This is a genomic window from Rhizobium acaciae, assembly GCF_025941625.1.
GTDB classification, from domain to species: domain Bacteria; phylum Pseudomonadota; class Alphaproteobacteria; order Rhizobiales; family Rhizobiaceae; genus Rhizobium; species Rhizobium acaciae.
Window position 1 is genome coordinate 24,927 of the sequence record NZ_JAPCZO010000002.1, and the last position, 20,858, is coordinate 45,784.

The 20,858-nt window shown below is 63.0% G+C and carries 20 protein-coding genes; 9 read left to right on the plus strand and 11 right to left on the minus strand.

The window, feature by feature from the left end:
* Positions 1-13: 13 nt before the first annotated feature.
* Together kdpA and OLZ32_RS03920 are read right to left on the minus strand one after the other, a co-directional pair.
* The gene (gene kdpA / locus OLZ32_RS03915; RefSeq protein ID WP_264399215.1) at positions 14-1,717 is read right to left on the minus strand and encodes a potassium-transporting ATPase subunit KdpA; all 1,704 of its coding nucleotides are present in this window, start codon (positions 1,715-1,717) and stop codon (positions 14-16) included.
* 69 nt (positions 1,718-1,786) lie between these two features.
* Positions 1,787-1,876: a K(+)-transporting ATPase subunit F gene (locus OLZ32_RS03920; RefSeq protein ID WP_003547774.1), complete on the minus strand. Its 90-nt coding sequence runs from the start codon at positions 1,874-1,876 to the stop codon at positions 1,787-1,789.
* Between the two features lie 490 nt (positions 1,877-2,366).
* On the opposite strand from OLZ32_RS03920, the gene OLZ32_RS03925 reads away from it, so the two are divergent.
* On the plus strand, positions 2,367-3,410 hold the full coding sequence (locus tag OLZ32_RS03925; protein WP_264419664.1) for an NAD(P)-dependent alcohol dehydrogenase: 1,044 nt from the start codon (positions 2,367-2,369) through the stop codon (positions 3,408-3,410).
* A gap of 14 nt (positions 3,411-3,424) precedes the next feature.
* Here the strand turns inward: OLZ32_RS03925 and OLZ32_RS03930 are convergent, their stop codons facing one another.
* From OLZ32_RS03930 to OLZ32_RS03945, 4 genes are all read right to left on the minus strand, one after another.
* On the minus strand, positions 3,425-3,994 hold the full coding sequence (locus OLZ32_RS03930) for a DedA family protein (RefSeq protein ID WP_264419666.1): 570 nt from the start codon (positions 3,992-3,994) through the stop codon (positions 3,425-3,427).
* Between the two features lie 43 nt (positions 3,995-4,037).
* Positions 4,038-5,399: an FAD-containing oxidoreductase gene (locus OLZ32_RS03935; protein ID WP_264419668.1), complete on the minus strand. Its 1,362-nt coding sequence runs from the start codon at positions 5,397-5,399 to the stop codon at positions 4,038-4,040.
* Positions 5,396-5,857: a DUF4126 family protein gene (locus OLZ32_RS03940; protein ID WP_264399219.1), complete on the minus strand. Its 462-nt coding sequence runs from the start codon at positions 5,855-5,857 to the stop codon at positions 5,396-5,398. The genes OLZ32_RS03935 and OLZ32_RS03940 overlap by 4 nt, the downstream gene beginning before the upstream one ends.
* Before the next feature lie 191 nt (positions 5,858-6,048).
* Entirely contained in the window at positions 6,049-7,236 is a 1,188-nt protein-coding gene (locus OLZ32_RS03945) for an acyl-CoA dehydrogenase (protein WP_264419670.1), read from the minus strand.
* A gap of 175 nt (positions 7,237-7,411) precedes the next feature.
* Between OLZ32_RS03945 and OLZ32_RS03950 the strand changes: the two genes are divergently transcribed.
* On the plus strand, positions 7,412-7,750 hold the full coding sequence (locus tag OLZ32_RS03950; protein WP_003547785.1) for a cupin domain-containing protein: 339 nt from the start codon (positions 7,412-7,414) through the stop codon (positions 7,748-7,750).
* On the opposite strand, the gene OLZ32_RS03955 is transcribed toward OLZ32_RS03950, so the two are convergent.
* Positions 7,751-8,704 carry a LysR family transcriptional regulator gene (locus OLZ32_RS03955; protein ID WP_264399220.1) on the minus strand — a complete coding sequence of 318 codons (954 nt, stop codon included), beginning with the start codon at positions 8,702-8,704 and terminating at the stop codon, positions 7,751-7,753. It abuts the gene before it with no gap.
* Between the two features lie 174 nt (positions 8,705-8,878).
* On the opposite strand from OLZ32_RS03955, the gene OLZ32_RS03960 reads away from it, so the two are divergent.
* From OLZ32_RS03960 to mmsB, 7 genes are all read left to right on the plus strand, one after another.
* A complete protein-coding gene (locus OLZ32_RS03960) occupies positions 8,879-10,084 on the plus strand; it encodes an ABC transporter substrate-binding protein (RefSeq protein ID WP_003547793.1) in 1,206 nt (401 codons plus the stop codon).
* A gap of 5 nt (positions 10,085-10,089) precedes the next feature.
* The gene (locus OLZ32_RS03965) at positions 10,090-10,872 is read left to right on the plus strand and encodes an ABC transporter ATP-binding protein (protein WP_003547795.1); all 783 of its coding nucleotides are present in this window, start codon (positions 10,090-10,092) and stop codon (positions 10,870-10,872) included.
* Complete coding sequence (locus tag OLZ32_RS03970) at positions 10,872-11,573, plus strand: ABC transporter ATP-binding protein (protein WP_003547796.1); 702 nt, start codon at positions 10,872-10,874, stop codon at positions 11,571-11,573. The genes OLZ32_RS03965 and OLZ32_RS03970 overlap by 1 nt, the downstream gene beginning before the upstream one ends.
* A 4-nt stretch (positions 11,574-11,577) precedes the next feature.
* A complete protein-coding gene (locus OLZ32_RS03975) occupies positions 11,578-12,465 on the plus strand; it encodes a branched-chain amino acid ABC transporter permease (protein ID WP_264399221.1) in 888 nt (295 codons plus the stop codon).
* Between the two features lies 1 nt (position 12,466).
* Positions 12,467-13,456, plus strand: a complete 990-nt coding sequence (locus tag OLZ32_RS03980; RefSeq protein WP_003547798.1) for a branched-chain amino acid ABC transporter permease — start codon at positions 12,467-12,469, stop codon at positions 13,454-13,456.
* A gap of 131 nt (positions 13,457-13,587) precedes the next feature.
* The gene (locus OLZ32_RS03985) at positions 13,588-15,183 is read left to right on the plus strand and encodes a GMC family oxidoreductase (RefSeq protein ID WP_264399222.1); all 1,596 of its coding nucleotides are present in this window, start codon (positions 13,588-13,590) and stop codon (positions 15,181-15,183) included.
* A gap of 9 nt (positions 15,184-15,192) precedes the next feature.
* Positions 15,193-16,074, plus strand: coding sequence for a 3-hydroxyisobutyrate dehydrogenase (gene mmsB / locus OLZ32_RS03990; RefSeq protein ID WP_003547802.1), 882 nt, complete (start codon positions 15,193-15,195; stop codon positions 16,072-16,074).
* Between the two features lie 7 nt (positions 16,075-16,081).
* Here the strand turns inward: mmsB and OLZ32_RS03995 are convergent, their stop codons facing one another.
* The 4 genes from OLZ32_RS03995 to OLZ32_RS04010 are packed head-to-tail and all read right to left on the minus strand — an operon-like array spanning position 16,082 to position 20,767.
* Positions 16,082-17,131 (minus strand): DUF2218 domain-containing protein, encoded by a 1,050-nt coding sequence (locus tag OLZ32_RS03995; RefSeq protein WP_003547804.1) that lies wholly within the window; start codon positions 17,129-17,131, stop codon positions 16,082-16,084.
* Positions 17,128-19,116 carry a Fe(3+)-hydroxamate ABC transporter permease FhuB gene (gene fhuB / locus OLZ32_RS04000; protein ID WP_264399256.1) on the minus strand — a complete coding sequence of 663 codons (1,989 nt, stop codon included), beginning with the start codon at positions 19,114-19,116 and terminating at the stop codon, positions 17,128-17,130. Before fhuB ends, OLZ32_RS03995 begins: the two co-directional genes overlap by 4 nt.
* Entirely contained in the window at positions 19,109-19,984 is an 876-nt protein-coding gene (locus OLZ32_RS04005; RefSeq protein ID WP_264399223.1) for an ABC transporter substrate-binding protein, read from the minus strand. Before OLZ32_RS04005 ends, fhuB begins: the two co-directional genes overlap by 8 nt.
* 3 nt (positions 19,985-19,987) lie before the next feature.
* Positions 19,988-20,767, minus strand: a complete 780-nt coding sequence (locus tag OLZ32_RS04010; protein ID WP_264399224.1) for an ABC transporter ATP-binding protein — start codon at positions 20,765-20,767, stop codon at positions 19,988-19,990.
* Positions 20,768-20,858 lie beyond the last annotated feature (91 nt).

The following is a 20,858-nucleotide window of genomic DNA, read 5'->3' on the forward strand; positions in this document are numbered from 1 at the left end:
TCATGACATTACCTCAGAAGGTCTGCCCCGCGATCGCAACCAGGTGTTCGACGATCGGGCCGAGCGCCAGTGCCGGGAAGAAGGTCAGACCGCCGACGATCAGGATCGTGCCGACGAGCAGGCCGACGAAGAGCGGACCATCCGTCGGGAAGGTGCCTGCCGAGGCCGGAACCGTCTTCTTGGCGATCAGCGAGCCGGCGATGGCAAGTGCCGGGATGATCACGAGGAAACGGCCAGCGAGCATGCCGATGCCGAGCGTCATGTTGTACCAGGGCGTATTGCCCGTCAGGCCGCCGAAAGCCGAGCCGTTATTGGCCGCAGCCGAGGTATAGGCATAGAGGATTTCGGAGAAGCCGTGCGGGCCGGCGGTGCCGATCGAGGCGACAGCGGAGGGCAGCACCGTGGCGATCGCGGTGAACACCAGCATTGCGAGCGGCAGGCAGAGAATGGCGAGAACGGCCATCTTCATTTCCTTCGCTTCGATCTTCTTGCCGAGATATTCCGGCGTGCGCCCGACCATCAGGCCGGCAACGAAGACGGCGACGATGATGAAGAGAAGAATGCCGTAGAAGCCCGCGCCGACACCGCCGACGATGACTTCGCCGAGCTGCATGTTGATCAGCGGGATGAGGCCACCAAGTGCGGTGAAGCTGCCATGCATCGCATTGACCGCGCCGCACGAGGCAGCTGTGGTGATGACCGCAAACAGCGAGGATAGGGCGAGACCGAAGCGGACTTCCTTGCCTTCCATATTGCCGCCGCCAAGACCAAAGGCGTGCATCAGCGGGTTACCGCCAGCTTCCGCCCAATAGGTGACACCAACACCGGCGATGAACAGGATGCCCATCGTGGCAAGGATCGCCCAGCCCTGGCGCTGGTTGCCAACCATGCGGCCGAAGACGTTGGTAAGGGCCGCACCGATCGCGAATATCGAGACCATCTGGATGAGGTTGGAGATCGCATCGGGGTTTTCGAACGGATGGGCCGAATTGGCGTTGAAGAAGCCGCCACCATTGGTGCCGAGCATCTTGATCGCAAGCTGCGATGCAACAGGCCCGACGGCAATCGTCTGCTGCGCGCCTTCGAGCGTGGTCGCATTGACATAGGGCCCAAGCGTCTGCGGCACGCCGAGATAGACGTAAACGATCGTGAGCACGATGCAGATCGGCAGCAGGATGTAGAAGGTGCCACGGATCATATCGACCCAGAAATTGCCGATCGCCTTGCCCGAAGCGCGCGAGAAGGCACGGATGAAGGCGACAGCGATCGCCATGCCGGTCGCGGCCGACAGGAAGTTCTGCACCGTCAAACCGGCCATCTGGGTCAGATAGGACAGGGTGCTTTCGCCGCCGTAGTTCTGCCAGTTGGTATTTGTGGTAAAGCTGACGGCGGTGTTGAACGAAAGCTCCGGCGGGACGGCGGCCATGTTGACCGGATTAAAGGGCAGGATGTCCTGCAGGCGCAGGAGCGCATAAAGCACGAGGATACCGAGCAGGTTGAACAGCAACATCGCGAAGGCATAGGAGGTCCAATGCTGCTCCTCGCGCTCGCTGGTGCCCGCAAGACGGTAAAGCCCCCGTTCGATCGGAACGAGGACCGGGGAGAGGAATGTGCGCTCGCCATTGTAGACACGCGTCATGTAGCCGCCGAGCGGTTTGACGAGCACGAGGACGATCCCGCAGTAAAGCAGGATCTGAAGCCATCCGTTGAGGGTCATGGAGGTAAACTTTCAATACCCGGCTGCTTCTCGGTCGCGCATGCGCGACCCCGGAAGCGCCAGTTCTCTTCAAAAGCGTTCTGGGCGAAGGAGAGCGTAGGTGAGGTAAACGGTGAGAAACACGGTTACGGCACCGCTCAAGACATAATCGAGGGTCATCGTCGGTTCTCCTGTCAAAGCCTGTCGCAGGCTCGGGTGTAGGCAAAGCACAGCGCGAAGAATATGATCGCCGTGGCGAGTAGAATGATATCCATCATGATCGTGACTCCTGTTGTTCTTCTTGGAGTCAGACAAGACAAAGGGCGCTGGGAGGCCGCCTTTCATGCTTTCTGGCGTGGAGATGATCTTTCGATCTCTCGGACAGCAATATGGAGCCGAAGCGCATAAAGGTTCGAGACGGGCGACAGGCCATCAATATAAGAATCTTATAAATGCCCTTACGGGCCACTCGCGTCGGACCAGGCTGGCGCAGTTTTCGGGCGGGCCGCTGCCAGTGCTGTACCCTCCGGCAAATCTGCGTGAGCATTTTATCAATTGTTGAGCAAAAGCCTTTGCAATCTGGTTGAATTGGGAAGGCTTCGGGCCTTATAGTCGCCTTCGACGCTGCCCGATGGAGTCATGGGCAAGCCATTAGGGAAGGAAACCGACGATGACCAAAGTCCGCGCGCTTGTTCTCGAGCGCCAGCATGAGCTTGCGCTCCGCGATATCGATCTGCCGCTCGAAACCGGCCCCGGCGAGGTGAAGATCAGAATCCACACCGTCGGCGTCTGCGGTTCCGACGTGCACTATTACACCCACGGTAAGATCGGGCCCTTCATCGTCAACGCGCCGATGGTGCTCGGCCATGAGGCGGCCGGCACGGTGGTCGAGGTCGGCGCCGGCGTCACGCATCTGAAAGTCGGCGACCGCGTCTGCATGGAGCCCGGCATTCCCGATCCGAATTCCAAGGCAAGCCGGCTCGGCATGTACAATATCGATCCGGCCGTCACGTTCTGGGCGACTCCGCCGATCCACGGCGTGCTGACGCCGGAGGTCGTGCATCCCGCCAATTATACCTTCAAGCTGCCCGACAATGTCAGTTTCGCCGAAGGCGCCATGGTCGAGCCCTTCGCCGTCGGCATGCAGGCGGCCGCCAAGGCGAAGATTACGCCGGGCGATACTGCCGTCGTCCTCGGCGCCGGGCCGATAGGCACGATGGTAGCGATCGCGGCCCTTGCCGGCGGCTGCGCCCGCGCGATCGTCGCCGATCTCGCCCAGCCGAAGCTCGATATCGCCGCGCAGTACCAGGGTGTCATTCCGGTCAATATCCGCGAGAAGAGCCTGGTCGAAGAGGTCGGCCGGCTGACCGACGGCTGGGGCGCCGATGTCGTCTTCGAATGCTCCGGTTCGCCGAAGGCCTGGGAGACGATCATGGCGCTGCCGCGCCCGGGTGGCGTCATTGTCGTCGTCGGCCTGCCGGTCAATCCGATCGGCTTCGACGTCTCGACGGCATCCACCAAGGAAATCCGCATCGAGACGGTGTTCCGCTACGCGCACCAGTATGAGCGCTCGATCGCGCTGCTTGGCTCGGGACGCGTGGATCTGAAGCCACTGATATCCGAGACCTTTAAGTTCGAAGATTCGATCACGGCGTTTGAGCGCGCCGTCGAGGCCCGGCCGAGCGACGTGAAGCTGCAGATCGTGATGGAATAGGGCGCACAGTGCTTCTATGAGTGCCTGGCGCTCAGTTTTATCTTGCGAAAGGCAAGAGCCGCGCCTGCGACGACAGCCGCGGCTCCGATTGCAATCAGCAGATGGCGATGAAGCGGAAGGTGGCCCAATGTCTGTTCGATGCCGTGCCCGAAGAGATAACCAAGCGCCGTGAACAGCTGCCCCCATACAAGCGCAGCCACGGCATTCAGGATGATGAATTTACCGGTCGCTATTTGCGTCGTCCCGATGATGATCGGGCTGATCGTCCGCAACCCGACCAGAAAACGAAACGCAAGGATGAAGCCGGTGGGATATCTTTCCAGAAGCCGGGTTGCGCGTGCCAGAGCCGGCGTTTCCATCAGCCGGCGGACGAGACCCCATCGAGCGGCATAACGGCCGGCGAAGAACCAGAACTGATCGCCGGCGAAGGATCCTGCCGTTGCTGCAAGCGATGCCGACCAATAGGTTAGCAGCCCGCGGTGGGAAATCACGCCGCCAAGGAAGGCGGCTGTTTCGCCTTCGAAGGCCGCGCCCAGAAATATCGCCAACAGGCCGTAGTGCTCGATCAGCAGTTCGATAGACACTCAGCCCGCCTCCAGCTGTCGATTTCGAAGCATCACTTGATAGCTAAACCGGCTTCAAATCCCCAAGTAGCGTCGGGATCAGCTCCGACACCGTTGGATGGATCGGCACCGACCATTGCAATGCGGGATAGGTCGTTCCCGCATTCATCGCGTCTATGATGCCGTGGATCACCTCGTCGCCCTCGATGCCCAGGATTGCCGCACCGAGGATTTTTTTAGTCTCGGCATCGGCGATCACCTTCATGAAGCCCTTGGTCTCGCCGCGCTCGTTGGCGCGGCCGACGCGGCTCATCGGCCGGGTCGAGATCATGATCTTGCGTCCCGAGGCGCGCGCCTGCTTTTCCGTCATGCCGACGCGGCCAAGCGGCGGGTCGATATAAAGCGCATAAGCCAGGATGCGGCTCGAGACCTTGCGGTCGTCGCCGTCGAGCAGATTGGCGGCGGCGATCTCGAAATCATTGTAGGAGGTGTGGGTGAAGGCGCCGTGGCCGTTGCAGTCGCCGAGGGCCCAGATGCCCTCGACATTGGTGGCAAGCCTGTCGTCGACGGTAATGAAGCCGCGTCCGTCGGCGATGACGCCGGCGGTATCGAGGCCGAGATCGTCGGTGTTCGGCTTGCGGCCGGTGGCAATCAGCACATGGCTCGCATCGATCCTCGCTGAATCGGTGGCGACCGTTATTCCGTCGCTGCTCTTGGCGAAGGCGATGTCGCTCGCGCCGGTATGAATGTCGATGCCCTCCGAGCGCAGGACATCGGCGATCGCGTCGGATATATCCTCGTCCTCGCGCGACGCGAGCTTCGGGCCATGCTCGATGACGCTGACTTCGGCGCCGAAGCGGCGATACATCTGCGCGAATTCTAGCCCGATATAACTGCCGCCGATCACGACGAGATGCCGTGGCAGCGTGTCGAGATGGATGATCGAGGTGCTGGTGAGGTAATCGATATCGTTGATCCCTGATAGCTCGGGGATGACCGGCCGCGCTCCGACATTGAGGAAGATGCGCGATGCAGTCAGCGTCTCGCCGTTGACGCTGACGGTCTTCGGGCCCTCGAAGCGGGCATGGCCGTAAATCACAGTCATGCCGTCCATGCCGGCGAACCAGCCGATCAGGCCGTTGCGGGCATTCATGGTCACCGTTTCGGCGCGCGCCCTGACCACCTTCATGTCGATGGCGATCTCGCCCGGGAGATTGACGCCGTAAACGGCGCCGTTTCTAGCGACATGGGCAGCGCGGGCGCTGGCGACCAACGTTTTCGTCGGCATGCAGCCGGCATTGACGCAGGTGCCGCCGAGGAATTTGCGCTCGATCAGCGCCACCTTCATGCCCTTTTCGACCATGCGGGCGGCGAGGAACGGGCCGGCCTGGCCGGCGCCGATAACGATGGCGTCGAAGCTTTTCATGCGACGGCCCCCACGATCAGCACCGCGCCGATGACGGCGACGGCATCCTCAATGAGAGCAGCCGGCAGATCCTTGCCGAAGGAGGCGGCAAGCCTGCCGCGGACGGCGGCGCCACCATATGTGCCGATGACGGCGCCGATCATACCGGCGATCAGCCCGCCGAAAAGCAGGCTGCTGGCGGCTCCGATCGTGGCACCGGCGAGCGCGCCCGTGACGATGCGGGCGCCGAATTGCACCGGCACCTTACGCGACGGCGTCGATGGCAGCTGGTCGGTGATCAGTTCGACGACAGCGAGAAGCGTGAGGATCCACGGCGTCCATTGGTAGCCCATGAAGGCCAGCGGCGTCTGCGAGACATCGAACCAGCCAAGCGCCGCGCCCCAGGCGACGGCGGCGGGTGCCGTCATGGCGCGAAGCCCGGCAATGACACCAATCAGCAATGCAAGAAGCAGAAACATGCATGATCCCCTTTTGCCGGCTCTTGCCGTCGTTAGGGAAGGTTGCACATTGTCAGGCGCGTGGCAATTCGCCCTTTCGCGCCAATGCGTAAAGCGCGTCGCGTCGAATCGGAGTCATGTGACGCGCTTTAAGTCTTTGTTTTATACATGCCGTTGTCCCAAAACCGCTGCACATTTTTGGGCGGCATGCGCTAGTTCGCAAAGGCGGCAATGCCGGTGATCGCCCGGCCGATGATCAGCGCGTGGATGTCGTGCGTGCCCTCATAGGTGTTGACCACTTCGAGGTTGACGAGATGACGGGCGATGCCGAATTCGTCGGAGATACCGTTGCCGCCGAGCATGTCGCGGGCCGCCCGCGCAATCTCCAGCGCCTTGCCGCAGCTGTTGCGCTTGAGGATCGAGGTCAGCTCCACCGGCGGATGGCCGTCCTCCTTCATGCGGCCAAGCCGCAGGCAGCCCTGAAGGCCGAGCGCGATCTCCGCCGCCATGTCGGCGAGCTTCTTCTGGATCAGCTGGTTGGCGGCAAGCCGCCGGCCGAACTGCTTGCGCTCCAGCGTATATTGCCGGGCTCTCGCATAACAATCCTCGGCAGCACCGAGTGCGCCCCAGGCGATGCCGAAGCGGGCCGAGTTGAGGCAGGTGAACGGCCCTTTGAGGCCTGTCACATCAGGCAGAAGGTTTTCCTCAGGGACGAAGACCCCGTCCATCACCACTTCGCCGGTGATCGAGGCGCGCAGTCCCACCTTGCCGTGGATGGCGGGAGCCGAAAGCCCTTTCCAGCCCTTTTCGAGAATGAAGCCGCGGATGAGGCCATCCTCGGTCTTTGCCCAGACGACGAAGACATCGGCGATCGGCGCGTTGGAGATCCAGGTCTTCGAGCCGGTGAGGCTGTAGCCGCCGTCGACCTTTTTGGCGCGTGTCGCCATCGAGCCGGGGTCGGAGCCGTGATCGGGCTCCGTCAGGCCGAAGCAGCCGATCCATTCGCCGGTGGCGAGTTTCGGCAGGTATTTCAGCTTCTGCGCCTGCGACCCGAAGGTTTCGATCGGCACCATCACGAGCGAGGACTGGACGCTCATCATCGAACGATAGCCACTATCGACCTTTTCGACCTCGCGGGCGATCAGGCCGTAGGCGACGTAACCGAGGCCGGCGCCGCCATAATCCGGCGAGATCGTCGGGCCGAGCAGGCCGAGTTCGCCCATTTCGCGGAAGATCTCAGGATCGGTCTTTTCATTGCGGAAGGCGTCGAGAACGCGGGGAGCAAGCTTTTCCTGCGCATAGGCGTGGGCGGTGTCCTGCACCATGCGCTCTTCGCTGGTCAGTTGCTCCACCAGGCGGAACGGGTCGGCCCAGTCGAAAACCTCGCGCGTATGCTGCATGTCGGCGTCTCCTCACCGTTTCTTCAGGCTTGCCTCACTCAAGTTGGCCATAGACCCGCCAGCCGACCGCGTCAACAGAGAGCCGCCATGTCGAAAAGTCGGGCCGCGCCATCTTTTCAAAAGCGTCGGCATGATCCACTTTGCCCGCGATCGATTCTGGAACGAGGAGGCGGAAATGTCGTCAAGCGATCTGTTCGTATCGGCCGAAGGCGCCGAATGGGTCAATCCCGAGCCCGGCGTCGTCAGGCGCATCATGACCTATCTGCCCGAGATGATGCTGGTGGAAGTGGCCTTCGAAAGCGGCGCCGTGGGTGCGGCCCATTCGCATCCGCACATTCAGGCCAGCTACGTCGCCGAAGGCAGTTTCGAAGTGACGATCGATGGCCGGACCGAGGTGCTCAAGCAGGGCGGCAGCTTCATCGTGCCCCCCAATCTGATCCACGGCGTCAAGGCGCTGGAAAAGGGCCGGCTGATTGATGCATTCACCCCGCACCGGGCTGAATTCCTGAAGTAGTCAGGTTTCCACCTTTGCCCGGCGCGTCGGGCCGGCGGGGGTGACGTAGGGTGGCACGAAGCGCGCATCCTCGCCTCGCACCGCCTCGCGCAGAAAATCGATGACGGCGCGCACGCGCGGCGCCTGTTTCAGGTCGCGGTGGCAGGTGATCCAGTAATGGCGCTTGAGGTCGATTTCCTCCGGCAGCACGCGCACGAGCTCGGGATAACGGCTGGCGAAGAAATAGGGCAGGATGCAGAGGCCGAGGCCGTTTCTGGTGGCAGTCAACTGCGCGAAGATGCTGGAGCTCTGGAACTGCGGCTTGATACGAGGGTGCACATCGCCGAGATAATCCAGGCCCGGCGCGAAAATCATCTCCTCGATATAGCTGACGAAGGGATGGCCGAGCAGGTCTTCGCGACAGGTGATCGGCACGGCCTTCGCCAGATAGTCGCGCGAGCCATAGACCTGCAGGTGGTAGTCCGTCAGTTTCTCGGCGAAATAAGCCCCGCCCTTCGGCTCGTCGAGAACGACGGAAAGATCGGCCTCCTTGCGCGACAGCGACATGATCTGCTGGATCGTCACCAGTTCGAGCGAGAGATGCGGATGCTGGGCGGCAAACTGCGGCAGCACGGTTGCGAAGAAGAAATTGGCAAAACCCTCCGGTGCGCTCAGCCGCACCAGGCCGCGCTGCGCCATCGAGCCGGCGGCAAGATCGGCGCGCAGCCGCTCGGTCTCCTGCTCCATCTTCTCGGCCGTCTCGACAAAGCGCGTGCCCATGGCGGTCAACACATAGCCGCGCGGATTGCGCTCGAACAGCTTGACCTTGAGGGTGAACTCCAGCCGGTCGATGCGGCGCGAGACGGTGGCATGGCTGGAACGCAGCTGACGGGCCGCCGTCGACAGCTGCCCAGTGCGGGCGACGGCTAGAAAAAACTGCAGATCGTCCCAAGTAAACTGCGGTGGATTGTTCATCGCGATCCCCTCTGTTCAAAAATGAACAGATACTGTTTGGAATTAGTTGTAAATCACCCGTTGCCTCAGGGCGGAATTTCCGTGATCGTAAGGTGAGGGTCCGTCGTTCTGAGGAGGACGGCTGGCCAAATTTGAACAGATCCGCAATCTGGCCAATCTCTGGGAGGAGAGAATATGCGTAAGAGTCTCATTGCATCAGTTGCATTTCTGCTTGCGAGCAGCACTGCAGTGCTCGCGCAGAGCGCGACCGACGGCAAGGTCAAGATCGGCATCCTGAACGACCAGTCGGGTGTCTATGCCGATTTCGGCGGTAAGTCCTCCGTCGAAGCCGCCAAGATGGCGGCCGAGGATTTCGGCGGCAAGGTGCTCGACGTTCCGATCGAGATCGTCGATGCCGACCACCAGAACAAGCCTGATATCGCCTCCAACATCGCCCGCCAATGGTACGACACCGAGCAGGTGGATGCGATCATGGAACTGACGACGTCGTCGGTGGCGCTCGCCGTGCAGGCGATCGGCAAGGAGAAGAAGAAGATCGACATCGTCACGGGTGCTGCGACGACGGATCTCACCGGCAAGGCCTGCTCGCCCTATGGCTTCCATTGGGCCTACGACACCCATGCACTCGCCGTCGGCACCGGCGGCGCGCTCGTCAAACAGGGCGGCGACAGCTGGTTCTTCCTGACGGCCGACTATGCCTTCGGCTATTCGCTGGAGCAGCAAACCAGCGATTATGTCAAGGCGAGCGGCGGCAAGGTCGTCGGCGCCGTCCGTCATCCGCTGTCGACCCAGGACTTCTCGTCCTTCCTGCTGCAGGCGCAATCATCAGGCGCCAAGGTGATCGGCCTTGCCAATGCCGGCCTCGATACCGCGAATGCCATCAAGCAGGCGGCCGAATTCGGCATAACCCAGGGCGGTCAACATCTGGCGGCACTGCTCTTCACGCTCGCCGAAGTCCATGGTCTCGGCCTCGAGGCGGCTCAAGGGTTGACGTTGACGGAAGGCTATTACTGGAACCGCGACGACGAGAGCCGCGCCTTCGCCAAGAAGTTCTTCGCCCGCACCGGCAAGATGCCGAACATGATCCATGCCGGCACCTATTCGGCAGTGACGCAATATCTGAAGGCGGTGCAGAAGGCCGGCACCGACGAAACGGAAGCCGTCGCCAAGCAGTTGCATGAAATGCCGGTCGATGACGTCTTCGGCCGCGGCGGCACGGTCGGCGCCAATGGCCGCATGATCCACGACATGTATCTGCTACAGGTCAAGAAGCCTTCCGAGAGCAAGGAGCCGTGGGATTACTTCAACGTGCTCGCCACCATTCCTGGCAAGGAAGCCTATATCGATCCCGCCAAGAGCGGCTGCGATCTGGTAAAGTAAGCACGATGGCGGTTTCCGCAATTGAAACTCAGGAAAAGCCGCGGGTGGTATTGTCCGCCCGCGGCCTGCGCCGCGATTTCGGCGGCTTCACGGCCGTCAAGAACGTCGATCTCGACGTGCATGACGCAAGCGTGCATGCACTGATCGGCCCGAACGGCGCCGGCAAGACGACGGTCTTCAACCTGCTGACAAAGTTCCTGCAGCCGACCTCAGGCACCATCAGCCTGATGGGCGTTGACATCACCAAGACGCCGCCCGACAAGGTGGCGCGCATGGGCCTGGTGCGCTCTTTCCAGATCTCGGCGGTCTTCCCGCATCTCAGCGTGCTCGACAATGTGCGCGTGGCGCTGCAGCGGCCGAACAATCTTTCCACACAATTCTGGCGGCCGCTTTCCGCACTCGACCGGCTGAACGAGCAGGCCGAGCAACTGCTCGCCAGCGTCGGGCTTTCCAAGGAGCGCGATCATATCGCCGCCGATCTTTCCTATGGCCGCAAGCGCGTGCTGGAGATCGCCACCACGCTGGCATTGGATCCGAAAGTGCTGCTGCTCGACGAGCCAATGGCCGGCATGGGGCAGGAGGATGTCGGCGTCGTCTCCTCGATCATCCGCGAGGTCGCCCGCGACCGCGCCGTATTGATGGTCGAGCACAATCTCTCCGTCGTCGCCAATATCTGCCAGCATGTCACCGTGCTGCAGCGCGGCGAGATCCTCGCCGAGGGCGATTATGCGACCGTCAGCCAGGACGAGCGCGTGCGTGTGGCCTATATGGGCACGGAGGAGCATTGATGGCCACACTCCTCGAAGTCCAGGGGCTCAATGCCTGGTACGGCGAAAGCCACGTCCTGCACGGCGTCGACATGCGTGTGGCCGAAGGCGAGACGATCACCATTCTCGGCCGCAACGGCGTCGGCAAGACGACGACGCTGCGCACCATCACCGGCATCGTGCGGGCCCGCAAGGGCAAGATCAGCTTTGACGGCAGCGATATGATGCAAGTGCCGCTGCACAAGACGGCGCATCGGGGCATCGGCTTCGTGCCGGAGGAGCGCGGCATCTTCTCGACGCTCACCGTTTCGGAAAACCTGCTGCTGCCGCCTGTCGTGGCAGGGGGCGGCATGACGCTCGACGAGATCTACGAACTTTTCCCCAATCTCTACGAGCGCCGCGCCAGCCCGGGCACCAAACTATCAGGCGGCGAGCAGCAGATGCTGGCGATCGCCCGAATCCTCCGCACCGGTGTGAGGCTGCTCATTCTCGACGAACCGACGGAGGGGCTTGCCCCCGTTATCGTCCAGCGCATCGGCGAGGTGCTGAAGACGCTGAAGGAGCGCGGCATGACGATCCTGCTCGTCGAGCAGAATTTCCGTTTCGCCAGCCGTATTGCCGATCGCTTCTATCTGATGGATCATGGGCAGATGGTGTCGGAATTCCCGGTCGGTGAACTGCCGCAGCGCATGGATACGCTGCACAAGGTTCTGGGAGTGTGACCAGATGACGATGATCTTCGGCATTCCCCTGCAGGCGCTGTTCGGCCAGCTGCTGATCGGCCTGATCAACGGTTCGTTCTACGCGCTGCTCAGCCTCGGCCTCGCCATCATTTTCGGCCTGCTCCGGGTGATCAACTTCGCCCATGGCGCGCAATATATGCTCGGCGCCTTCGTCGCTTACCTGCTGCTGACCTATGCCGGCATCGGCTACTGGCCGTCATTGATCCTGGCGCCCGTTATCGTCGGCCTTGCGGGTGCAATCATCGAGCGGCTGTTCCTGCGCCGGCTCTACGATCTCGACCCGCTCTACGGCCTGCTCTTCACCTTCGGACTGGCGCTCGCGGTCGAGGGCACCTTCCGCTATCTCTACGGCTCCTCCGGCCAGCCCTATGCAACGCCGGTGGCCCTCGCTGGCGGGGCCAACCTCGGCTTCATGTTCCTGCCGATCTATCGCGGCTGGGTGGTGGTCGTCTCGCTCGTCGTCTGCCTCGGCACCTGGCTGCTGATCGAGAAGACCAAACTCGGGGCTTACCTGCGTGCCGCCACCGAAAACGCCGTGCTGGTACAGGTCTTCGGCGTCAACGTGCCGGTGCTCCTGACGCTCACCTACGCGCTCGGCGCGGGTCTTGCCGCCTTTGCCGGCGTGCTGGCGGCGCCGATCTACCAGGTCTCGCCGCTGATGGGCTCGAACATGATCATCGTCGTTTTCGCCGTCGTCGTCGTCGGCGGCATGGGATCGATCATGGGCGCGATCATCACCGGTTATGTGCTCGGCATTGCCGAGGGCCTGACCAAGGTCTTCTATCCCGAGGCATCCAACATCGTGATCTTCGTCATCATGGCGATCGTGCTTCTCATCAGGCCCGCGGGCCTCTTCGGACGGGATGCTTGACATGGCCGACATCACCGAAACCATCCAAACGGAAAAAAGCCGAACCGCCCTTTCGGTGCAGGCGGGTTTTCTGCTGGCGGGGCTGCTGCTCCTGCTGCTGGCGCCGTTCTTTTTCTATCCGATCTTCCTGATGAAGCTGCTCTGCTTCGCGCTCTTTGCCTGTGCATTCAACCTGCTGCTCGGTTATACCGGCCTGCTGTCCTTCGGTCACGCCACCTTCTTCGGCGGAGCCGCCTATTTCACCGCCTATACGGTGAAGGAATGGGGCCTGCCGCCGGAACTCGGCATTCTGATCGGCGTGGCGGGGGCGGCGTTTCTCGGTCTCGTCATGGGCTTCTTCGCCATCCGCCGCCAGGGCATCTATTTCGCGATGATCACGCTGGCGCTGTCGCAGATGTTCTTCTTCTTCTGCCTGCAGGCGGAGTTCACCGAAGGCGAGGACGGCATCCAGTCGGTGCCGCGCGGCCATCTCTTCGGCTTCATCGATCTGAACAGCTCGACCAACATGTATTATTTCGTGCTGGCTGTCTTTCTCGTCGGCATCTTGATCATCTGGCGCTTTATCAATTCGCCCTTCGGCATGATCCTGAAATCGATCCGTGAGAACGAGCAACGGGCAATCTCGCTCGGTTATTCCGTGGCGCGCTACAAGCTCGGTGCCTTCGTCATGTCGGCAGCGCTTGCCGGGCTCGCGGGCGCGGTGAAATCGATCGTCTTCCAGTTCGCGACGCTGACCGATGTCGCCTGGCAGATGTCGGGCGAGGTGATCCTGATGACGCTGCTCGGCGGCATCGGCACGCTGATCGGCCCGCTCTTCGGCGCCGGGCTGGTGGTGGTGCTGGAAAACTACCTCGCCACCTCGGAATTCCCGGTGACGATCATCACCGGCATCGTCTTCATGGTCTGCGTGCTGATCTTCCGCCGCGGCATTATCGGCGAATTCTACGCCTCGCGGCTGGGGCGGAAACTGGGCTTCGTCTATCGCCGCTGAACGGGCGGACCTCTCTCTTCCCGGAAAGAATTGCTCTTTCGGAAAAGAGACGGGCGGCGGCGCTGCGACTCTTCCTCTCCCCGTGCTGCGGGGAGGGGGAAGCGGCAAGCATCTGGAGTCTCATGCGGGGCATGGATCGTTACGACTACATCATCATCGGGGCAGGCAGCGCCGGCTGCGTGCTCGCCAACCGGCTGTCCGCCGATGGCAGGAGCCGGGTGCTGCTGCTCGAAGCCGGCGGCAGCGACAACTATCACTGGATCCATATTCCGGTCGGTTATCTCTATTGCATCAACAACCCGCGTACCGACTGGTGCTTCACGACGGCGCCGGAAGCGGGATTGAACGGCCGGGCGCTGAGTTATCCGCGCGGCAAGGTTCTCGGCGGCTGTTCGTCGATCAACGGCATGATCTACATGCGCGGCCAGGCGCGCGATTACGACCTCTGGCGGCAGATGGGCTGCAGCGGCTGGGGCTGGGATGATGTTCTGCCATTCTTCCGCAAGTCGGAGGATTTTTATCGCGGCGAAGACGAGATGCATGGTGCCGGCGGCGAATGGCGCATCGAGAAAGCGCGCGTGCGCTGGGCCGTGCTCGATGCCTTCCAGCAGGCTGCCAGGGAAGCGGGCATTCCTGAAACCGCGGATTTCAACCGCGGCAGCAACGAGGGCTCCGGCTATTTCGACGTCAATCAGCGTTCTGGCATTCGCTGGAACACCTCGAAGGCCTTTCTGCGGCCGGCGATGAAACGCTCCAACCTGACCGTCCTGACCAAGGCGCAGGTTCGGCGGCTGCTGGTGGAGGAAGGCGCCGTTGCCGGCGTCGAATTCCAGCATCGGGGCGTGGCGAAACGCGCCTACGCGGCGAAAGAAACCGTCCTGTCAGCCGGATCGATCGGTTCGCCGCATATCCTGGAACTGTCAGGCATCGGCAGGGGCGAGGTTCTTCAGCGGGCCGGCGTCGATGTCGTCACCGAGGTCAAGGGTGTCGGCGAGAACCTGCAGGACCATCTGCAGCTGCGTCTGGCCTACAAGGTCACAGGCGTTCCGACGCTGAACGAGAAGGCGACGAAGCTGATCGGCAAGGCGGCGATCGGGCTCGAATATCTCGTCCGCCGCTCCGGGCCGATGGCGATGGCGCCGAGCCAGCTTGGCATCTTCACCCGATCGGGCCCGGACCGGGAAACGCCCGACCTGCAATATCACGTGCAGCCGGTCTCGCTGGAGAAGTTCGGCGATCCCGTCCATCCTTTCCCGGCAATCACCGCGAGCGTCTGCAATCTGAGGCCGGAAAGCCGCGGTTCGGTGCACCTGTCCAGCCCGGATTTTGCCGCTCAGCCGACGATCAGTCCGAAATACCTCTCGACGCAGCGCGATCGTGACATAGCTGTCCGTTCAATACGGTTGACGCGCAAGATCGTCGCGCAACCTTCGTTTGCCTGTTTCAGGCCGGAGGAATTCAAGCCGGGCCCCGCCTATCAGACGGAGGCCGATCTGGAGCGGGCGGCGGGCGAGATTGGCACGACGATCTTCCATCCCGTCGGCACCTGCCGCATGGGCGCCGACAGGGACAGCGTTGTCGACCCCAGGCTGAGGTTCCGGGCACTCGGCAAGCTCAGGATCGCCGACGCCTCGGTGATGCCGTCGATCACCTCGGGCAACACCAATTCGCCGACGATCATGATCGCCGAAAAGGCGGCAGCAATGATCCTCGAAGACAATCGATAGGAGAAGACCATGGCAAGGATCGCATTCATCGGCCTCGGCAACATGGGTGGGCCGATGGCGGCCAATCTAGTCAAATCAGGTCACGAGGTCCTCGGCTTCGATCTCGCGGCTTCGGTGCTGAAGGCGGCCGAGGAGAGCGGCGTCAAGCCGGCAAGCCATGCCAGCCAGGCGGTCAAGGACGCGGACATCATCATCACCATGCTGCCGCAGGGCAAACACGTGCTGACCGCCTGGACCGATATCCTGCAGTCGGCCGCGCAAGGCACGCTGGTCATCGATTGCTCGACCATCGATGTCGAAAGCAGCCGCAAGGCGCATGAGATGGCCAAGGCCGCAAGCTGCCTGTCGCTCGACGCCCCGGTCTCCGGCGGCACGGGCGGAGCGACCGCGGGCACGCTGACCTTCATGGCCGGCGGCACGGAGGACGCCTTCGCCAAGGCAAAACCAATCCTCGAGGCCATGGGAAAGAAGATCGTCCATTGCGGTGAGGCCGGCGCCGGCCAGGCGGCGAAGATCTGCAACAACATGATATTAGGCATTTCGATGGTGGGGGTCTGCGAGGCCTTCGTGCTTGCCGAAAAGCTCGGGCTCTCGCATCAGGCGCTGTTCGACGTCGCCTCGACCTCGTCGGGCCAGTGCTGGTCGATCAATACCTATTGCCCGGTGCCCGGACCGGTGCCGACCTCGCCTGCGAATAATGACTACAAGCCAGGCTTCGCCGCGGCTCTGATGCTGAAGGATCTCAGGCTCTCCCAGGAAGCGGCGCTGGCGAGTGGCGCCTCCACGCCACTCGGCGCGGAAGCAGCGCAGCTTTATGCGCTCTTCGACAAACTGGGACATGGCGGAAGGGACTTTTCCGCCATCATCGAGATGTTCCGCGAGAAGGCGTAAGCGGCACTCAGCGCTCCCAATAGGCTCCGATGCTCATCCTCTGGCGGTCGTGGCCGCGCTCGGTCTTCAGGAAGTCGCGAATGCGCTTGGCTTCCGCCCTTTCGCAGCCGGCCCATACGAAGGTGTCGGCATCGGCGTCGAGCAGCGCTTTCTTGACGGTTTTTTCGATCAAGCCCAGCGTGCCGGCAGGTTTGCCGTTTCGATGCATCCAGGTGACATCGAGAATGCCCGCCGAGGGCAAGGGCTGTTCTTCCGCGACGCTGTCGATTTCAAGGAAGATCTTGAGCTGCCTTCCGGCGGGGATCTCGGCAGCGATGCGGGAGATGGCGGGCAGCGCCGTCTCATCACCGGCAAGGATTATCGCCGTTGCGTCGGGAACGCCGCCGCCGCCCGGCCCGAGGGCGCCGGCGATGTCGCCCGGCTTGGCGTTGATCGCCCATTCGGCGCCGGGCATGTTCTCGCCCTCATGCAGAACGAAATCGATCTCCATCTCGCCCCGCTCCACATCGATGCTGCGGATCGTATAGATGCGCACGGTCACTGCGTCCTCGCCGCTCGCCCAATGGATGCGGCCGTCGGTGCGCAACCGCGGCCAGACGGGCGGGCGTCCCTTCGGCGGAATGAGCAGGCGGAAATGCAGACCGCCATCGGCAAAATGCCTGGTGTCGTCGCAGGCGACGGTGACCCGGCGCATATGCGGGGTGACGTTTTTGGCGCCGATGACGCGGATTTCGCGCAGATCGGGCAGGCGGTCTGCCTTTGGAGCATCGGACCAGGTGAGCTCCAGCGTCTCCTCGCCGGCAAAGTCGAAGAGGTGTTCGGCAAGGATGGCCCGCACATTCTGCAGCGCTCGCGCGCTCCGGCAGGAGAGATCGATCGCGAGTGCCCGGCCATCTCGACTTATATCGGCCTTGCCGATCATCGTCTCGACTGTGACGGCGTCGCCGTTTCGGGTGACGGTGCCGTGCTCGACGAAATGCGTGCAGATCTCGTTGAGCATTCTGCCGGGGTCGGCGGTGACTGCGACGCCGGATACTGTAAATCGTTCAGCCATCATTGCTGAACCTCCTTTCGCGAAAGCAGCCAGATGAGATAGGGGCCGCCGATCAGGGCCGCGAAGAGGCCGACCGGCACCTGGTAGGGATAGATGACGACGCGCGACAGCCAGTCGGCCGCCATCAGCACGCCGGCACCGAAGAGAAGGCTCGCCGTCAACTGGTGGCCCGGGGCGCGGAATCCGGCAAGGCGGGCAAGATGCGGCGCAATCAGGCCGGTGAGGCTGAGTGGTCCAACGAGGAATGAGGCGATCGCCGTCATCAGCGCGGCGAGGATGGCAAGCGCCAGTCGGCTGGCCCCGACATGGAGGCCGGCAGCGCGGCTGGGGCCGGCGCCAAGCGGCAGGATCGTCAGCCAACGGCTGAGGAAGGGCAAGGGCGCTGTCAGCACGACGAGCGAGATGATGGCCGTCCAGGCTTCGAAGGCGCCGGCGCGGTTGGTCGAGCCGGAAAGCCATGTCAGCAGGATATAGCCGCGCATATCGCCCTGGGCGAGCACCATGGTCACGATCGCCATGGCGAAGGCGCCGACGCCGACGCCGGCTAGCAGCATGCGTTCCGGCGAGAATTGGGCGCGGGCTGATATGGCGATCATCGCAAGGAAGGCGGCCAGCGCGCCGAGCGCCATGGCAAGCAGCATGATGATGGGCGAGGGGAAGCCGAAGAGGAAGAGCGCCACGGTCAGACCCGCACCAGCACCGCTGCTGACGCCCAGGACCTCGGGGCTGGCGATCGGATTGCCGGTGACGCGCTGCATGATGAAGCCGGCTGCCGCCAGCATGGCGCCGGCCCCGGCCGCGACGATCGTTCGCGGCAGTCGGAAGGGCAGGAGATCGGCCAAGAGCGAGCCAGTCGCGACATGCCAGCCGTCCTCGGCAGGGCCGAGGGTGAGGACGACGGCAAAGATCAGCGCGAGGGCAGTAAAGAGCGCGCCAAGGGCCAGAAGCGGCTTAGCGAGCCTGTTCAGCGCTGCCGTCGACTGGGCGGCAACGGCGGAAACCGAATGCACGCTGGGCAGGAGGCAGAGCAATAAGGGACCGCCGAGTAGGGCGGTCGCGGCTCCCGTCGGCGCAAGATCGGTGAAGCCGGGGCCGAGGATCTGGGTGAGGCAATCGGTCAGGAACAGCAGGCCGGCGCCCATCAGCGGCGCTGTCAGCATCAGTTTGCCGGTGCTGCGCGCGCCGGCAAGCCTTGCGATCGCGGGCGCTGCGAGCCCGACGAAACCGATCACGCCGACCTCTGATATTACCGAGGCGGCAAGCCAGACGGCGAGCGCGACGATCGCCAGGCGGGTCGAATGCAGGGCAAGGCCGAGGCTCCTGGCGCCGCTATCGTCGAGCGCAAGGATGCGGAGCGGCCGCACCAGCAAAAGAGCGGCGGCAAAGCCGAGAATGAGCCGGGGCCCGAGCGAGAGCGCGCCGTTCCAATCCTGCTGACTGAGCGAACCGGCGCCCCAGATATAGATCGACATGGCATATTCGCCGCGCGAAAGGACCAGCGTGACGCTGAGGGCCGAGGCGATCAGGCTGACGATCAGGCCGGAGAGTGCGACGGTCACCGGATCGAGCCCGCGCCGCCAGCTCGAAGCCAGCACGATGGCGACAGCCGCGAGTCCGCCGCCGAAGGCGGCCATCTCGCGCGAAAATCCGATGAGCAGGGGCGAGAAGCCCATGGCAGCCGTCATTGCCAGTTCCGCCCCAGAGGCAATGCCGAGCGTCGAAGCATCGGCGATCGGGTTGCGCAGGACACGCTGCAGCAATGTGCCGGAAAGGCCGAGTGCCGCGCCGGCGATCAATGCCAGCATGGCGCGGGGCATGATGCTGTTCCAGAGCAGCACGCTGTTCAGCATGGCTGCATCGGCATTGCCGTGCGGAACCTCAGGGCGCGTTACGATGAGGACTGCGAAGGCCGTGACGCAGAGTACGGGCAGTAATATCGCGAAGACGGGCGTGCCCGCGCTTCCTGCGGGCTTGGCGCGGCTAACCATTCCATGCATGCGCAAACCCCTCCGCCAGAAGATCGGCAAAGCGGCCGGCCGCCGGCAGTGCTCCATAGGGATTGATCGAGCCGAGCATCAGCACACGTTTTTCGCGCACGGCCGGCAACGCATTCCAGAAGCTGCTGGTCGCGAGCGTGGCGAGAGCATCGGCTGGGTGTGGCGGGATCATCACGATCCAGGCGTCGGGCATCGATGCCAGTATCTCGATGCCGACGGGAGCGGCGGCCGAGTAGCTGGTCTGAGCCTGCCAGGCATTTCTGAGACCGACGCGTTTCAGCACCTCGCCGAACATGCTGTCGGAGCCGAAGACGCGGAAATGCCTGGCATCGCCGAGATTGATCGGGATCACCGGCCGCCCGTCGCCGGCGGCAAGGAAGGCCCGGTAGCGGTCGAGCCTGGCTGCAAGCTCTTCGGTCAACTGTCTGGCAGCGGTAAGCTGCAGGCGCTCGCCGATTGCAAGTGTGGCCTGTTCGGCCAGCGCAAAGGGGCTTTCGCCGGGTTTGTAGATCGCATGGCTTTCCACAGGCGCGACCCCGCGCATGCGTTCGTCTGCCCAGGCATAGAAGTTCGAGTTGAAGATCAGGTCCGGACGAGCAAACCGCAGCACCTCGAAATTCGGCGTGCCGCGCAGGCCGAGATCGGCGGTCGTGGCCGGCACGTCAGGCGTGACCGCCACCTCGCGGAATTGCCGCAGTTCCGTCGCCGCAACGACATTCGCGCCGATTGCCAGCAGCGTTTCGAGCAGCGCCCAATCGAGCGTCGCGACGCGCAAGCCCTCTGCCGCCCGCGATAGCGCGGGGGCGGAGAGCGAGGCCGCCGCACCGGCCAGAAACTGCCTGCGGGACAATAAAGCCATGGCCTACAACAGATAGCTGACCGGCTCGTTTCGAACCGGATGCGGGAAGACGCCCATGCCAACGCCGAAGATCGACTGCAGCGTGTCGGCCTGCATGATCTCGGAGGGCGTGCCCTCGGCAGTGATCCGGCCGCGGTTGAGCGCGATGATCGCGTCACAATAGCGCGCGGCGAGGTTAATATCGTGCAGCACGATGATGACGGTCAGCCCGCGTTCATGGCTGAGTTCCTTGACCAGCGAGAGAACGCTGGCCTGATGGGCGAGGTCGAGCGCCGATGTCGGCTCGTCGAGCAGCAGGCAGCGGGCATCCTGGGCGAGCATCATGGCGATCCAGGCGCGCTGGCGTTCGCCGCCGGACATGCTGGCGACGAGACGATCGGCAAATTCCTCGAGCTCGGTGCGGACGATCGCCTCCTCGACCATGTTGCGATCCGTCGCGGTGAAGCGGCCAAGCGTGCCGTGCCAGGGAAAACGGCCGAGCGCCACAAGTTCCCGCACGGTCATCCCGTCGGTCGCCGGCGTGAATTGCGGCATGTAGGCGACGTGCCGGGCAAAGGCCCGGCTGCCCCAGTCATCCGCCGGCTTGCCGTCGAAGGTAATGGCGCCGGATTTCGGCCCGACCTGGCGGGCGACGATCTTCAAAAGCGTGCTCTTGCCGGAACCGTTCGGCCCCACCAGTCCGTAAATGCGGCCGCGCTCAAGCGTCAGGTCGATGCCGGACAGGATGGATTTCGGCCCGATGGCATAATCTATCGCCGACAGGGCAAGGAAAGGCGAAGGCATGGTCTGCTCCAGGTTCGGCGCTGCAACGGGTTCGGGAGGGCAGGCCCTCCCTTTCCCCACAGGTTCCTGCAAAACTAAACTAAGATTGTCA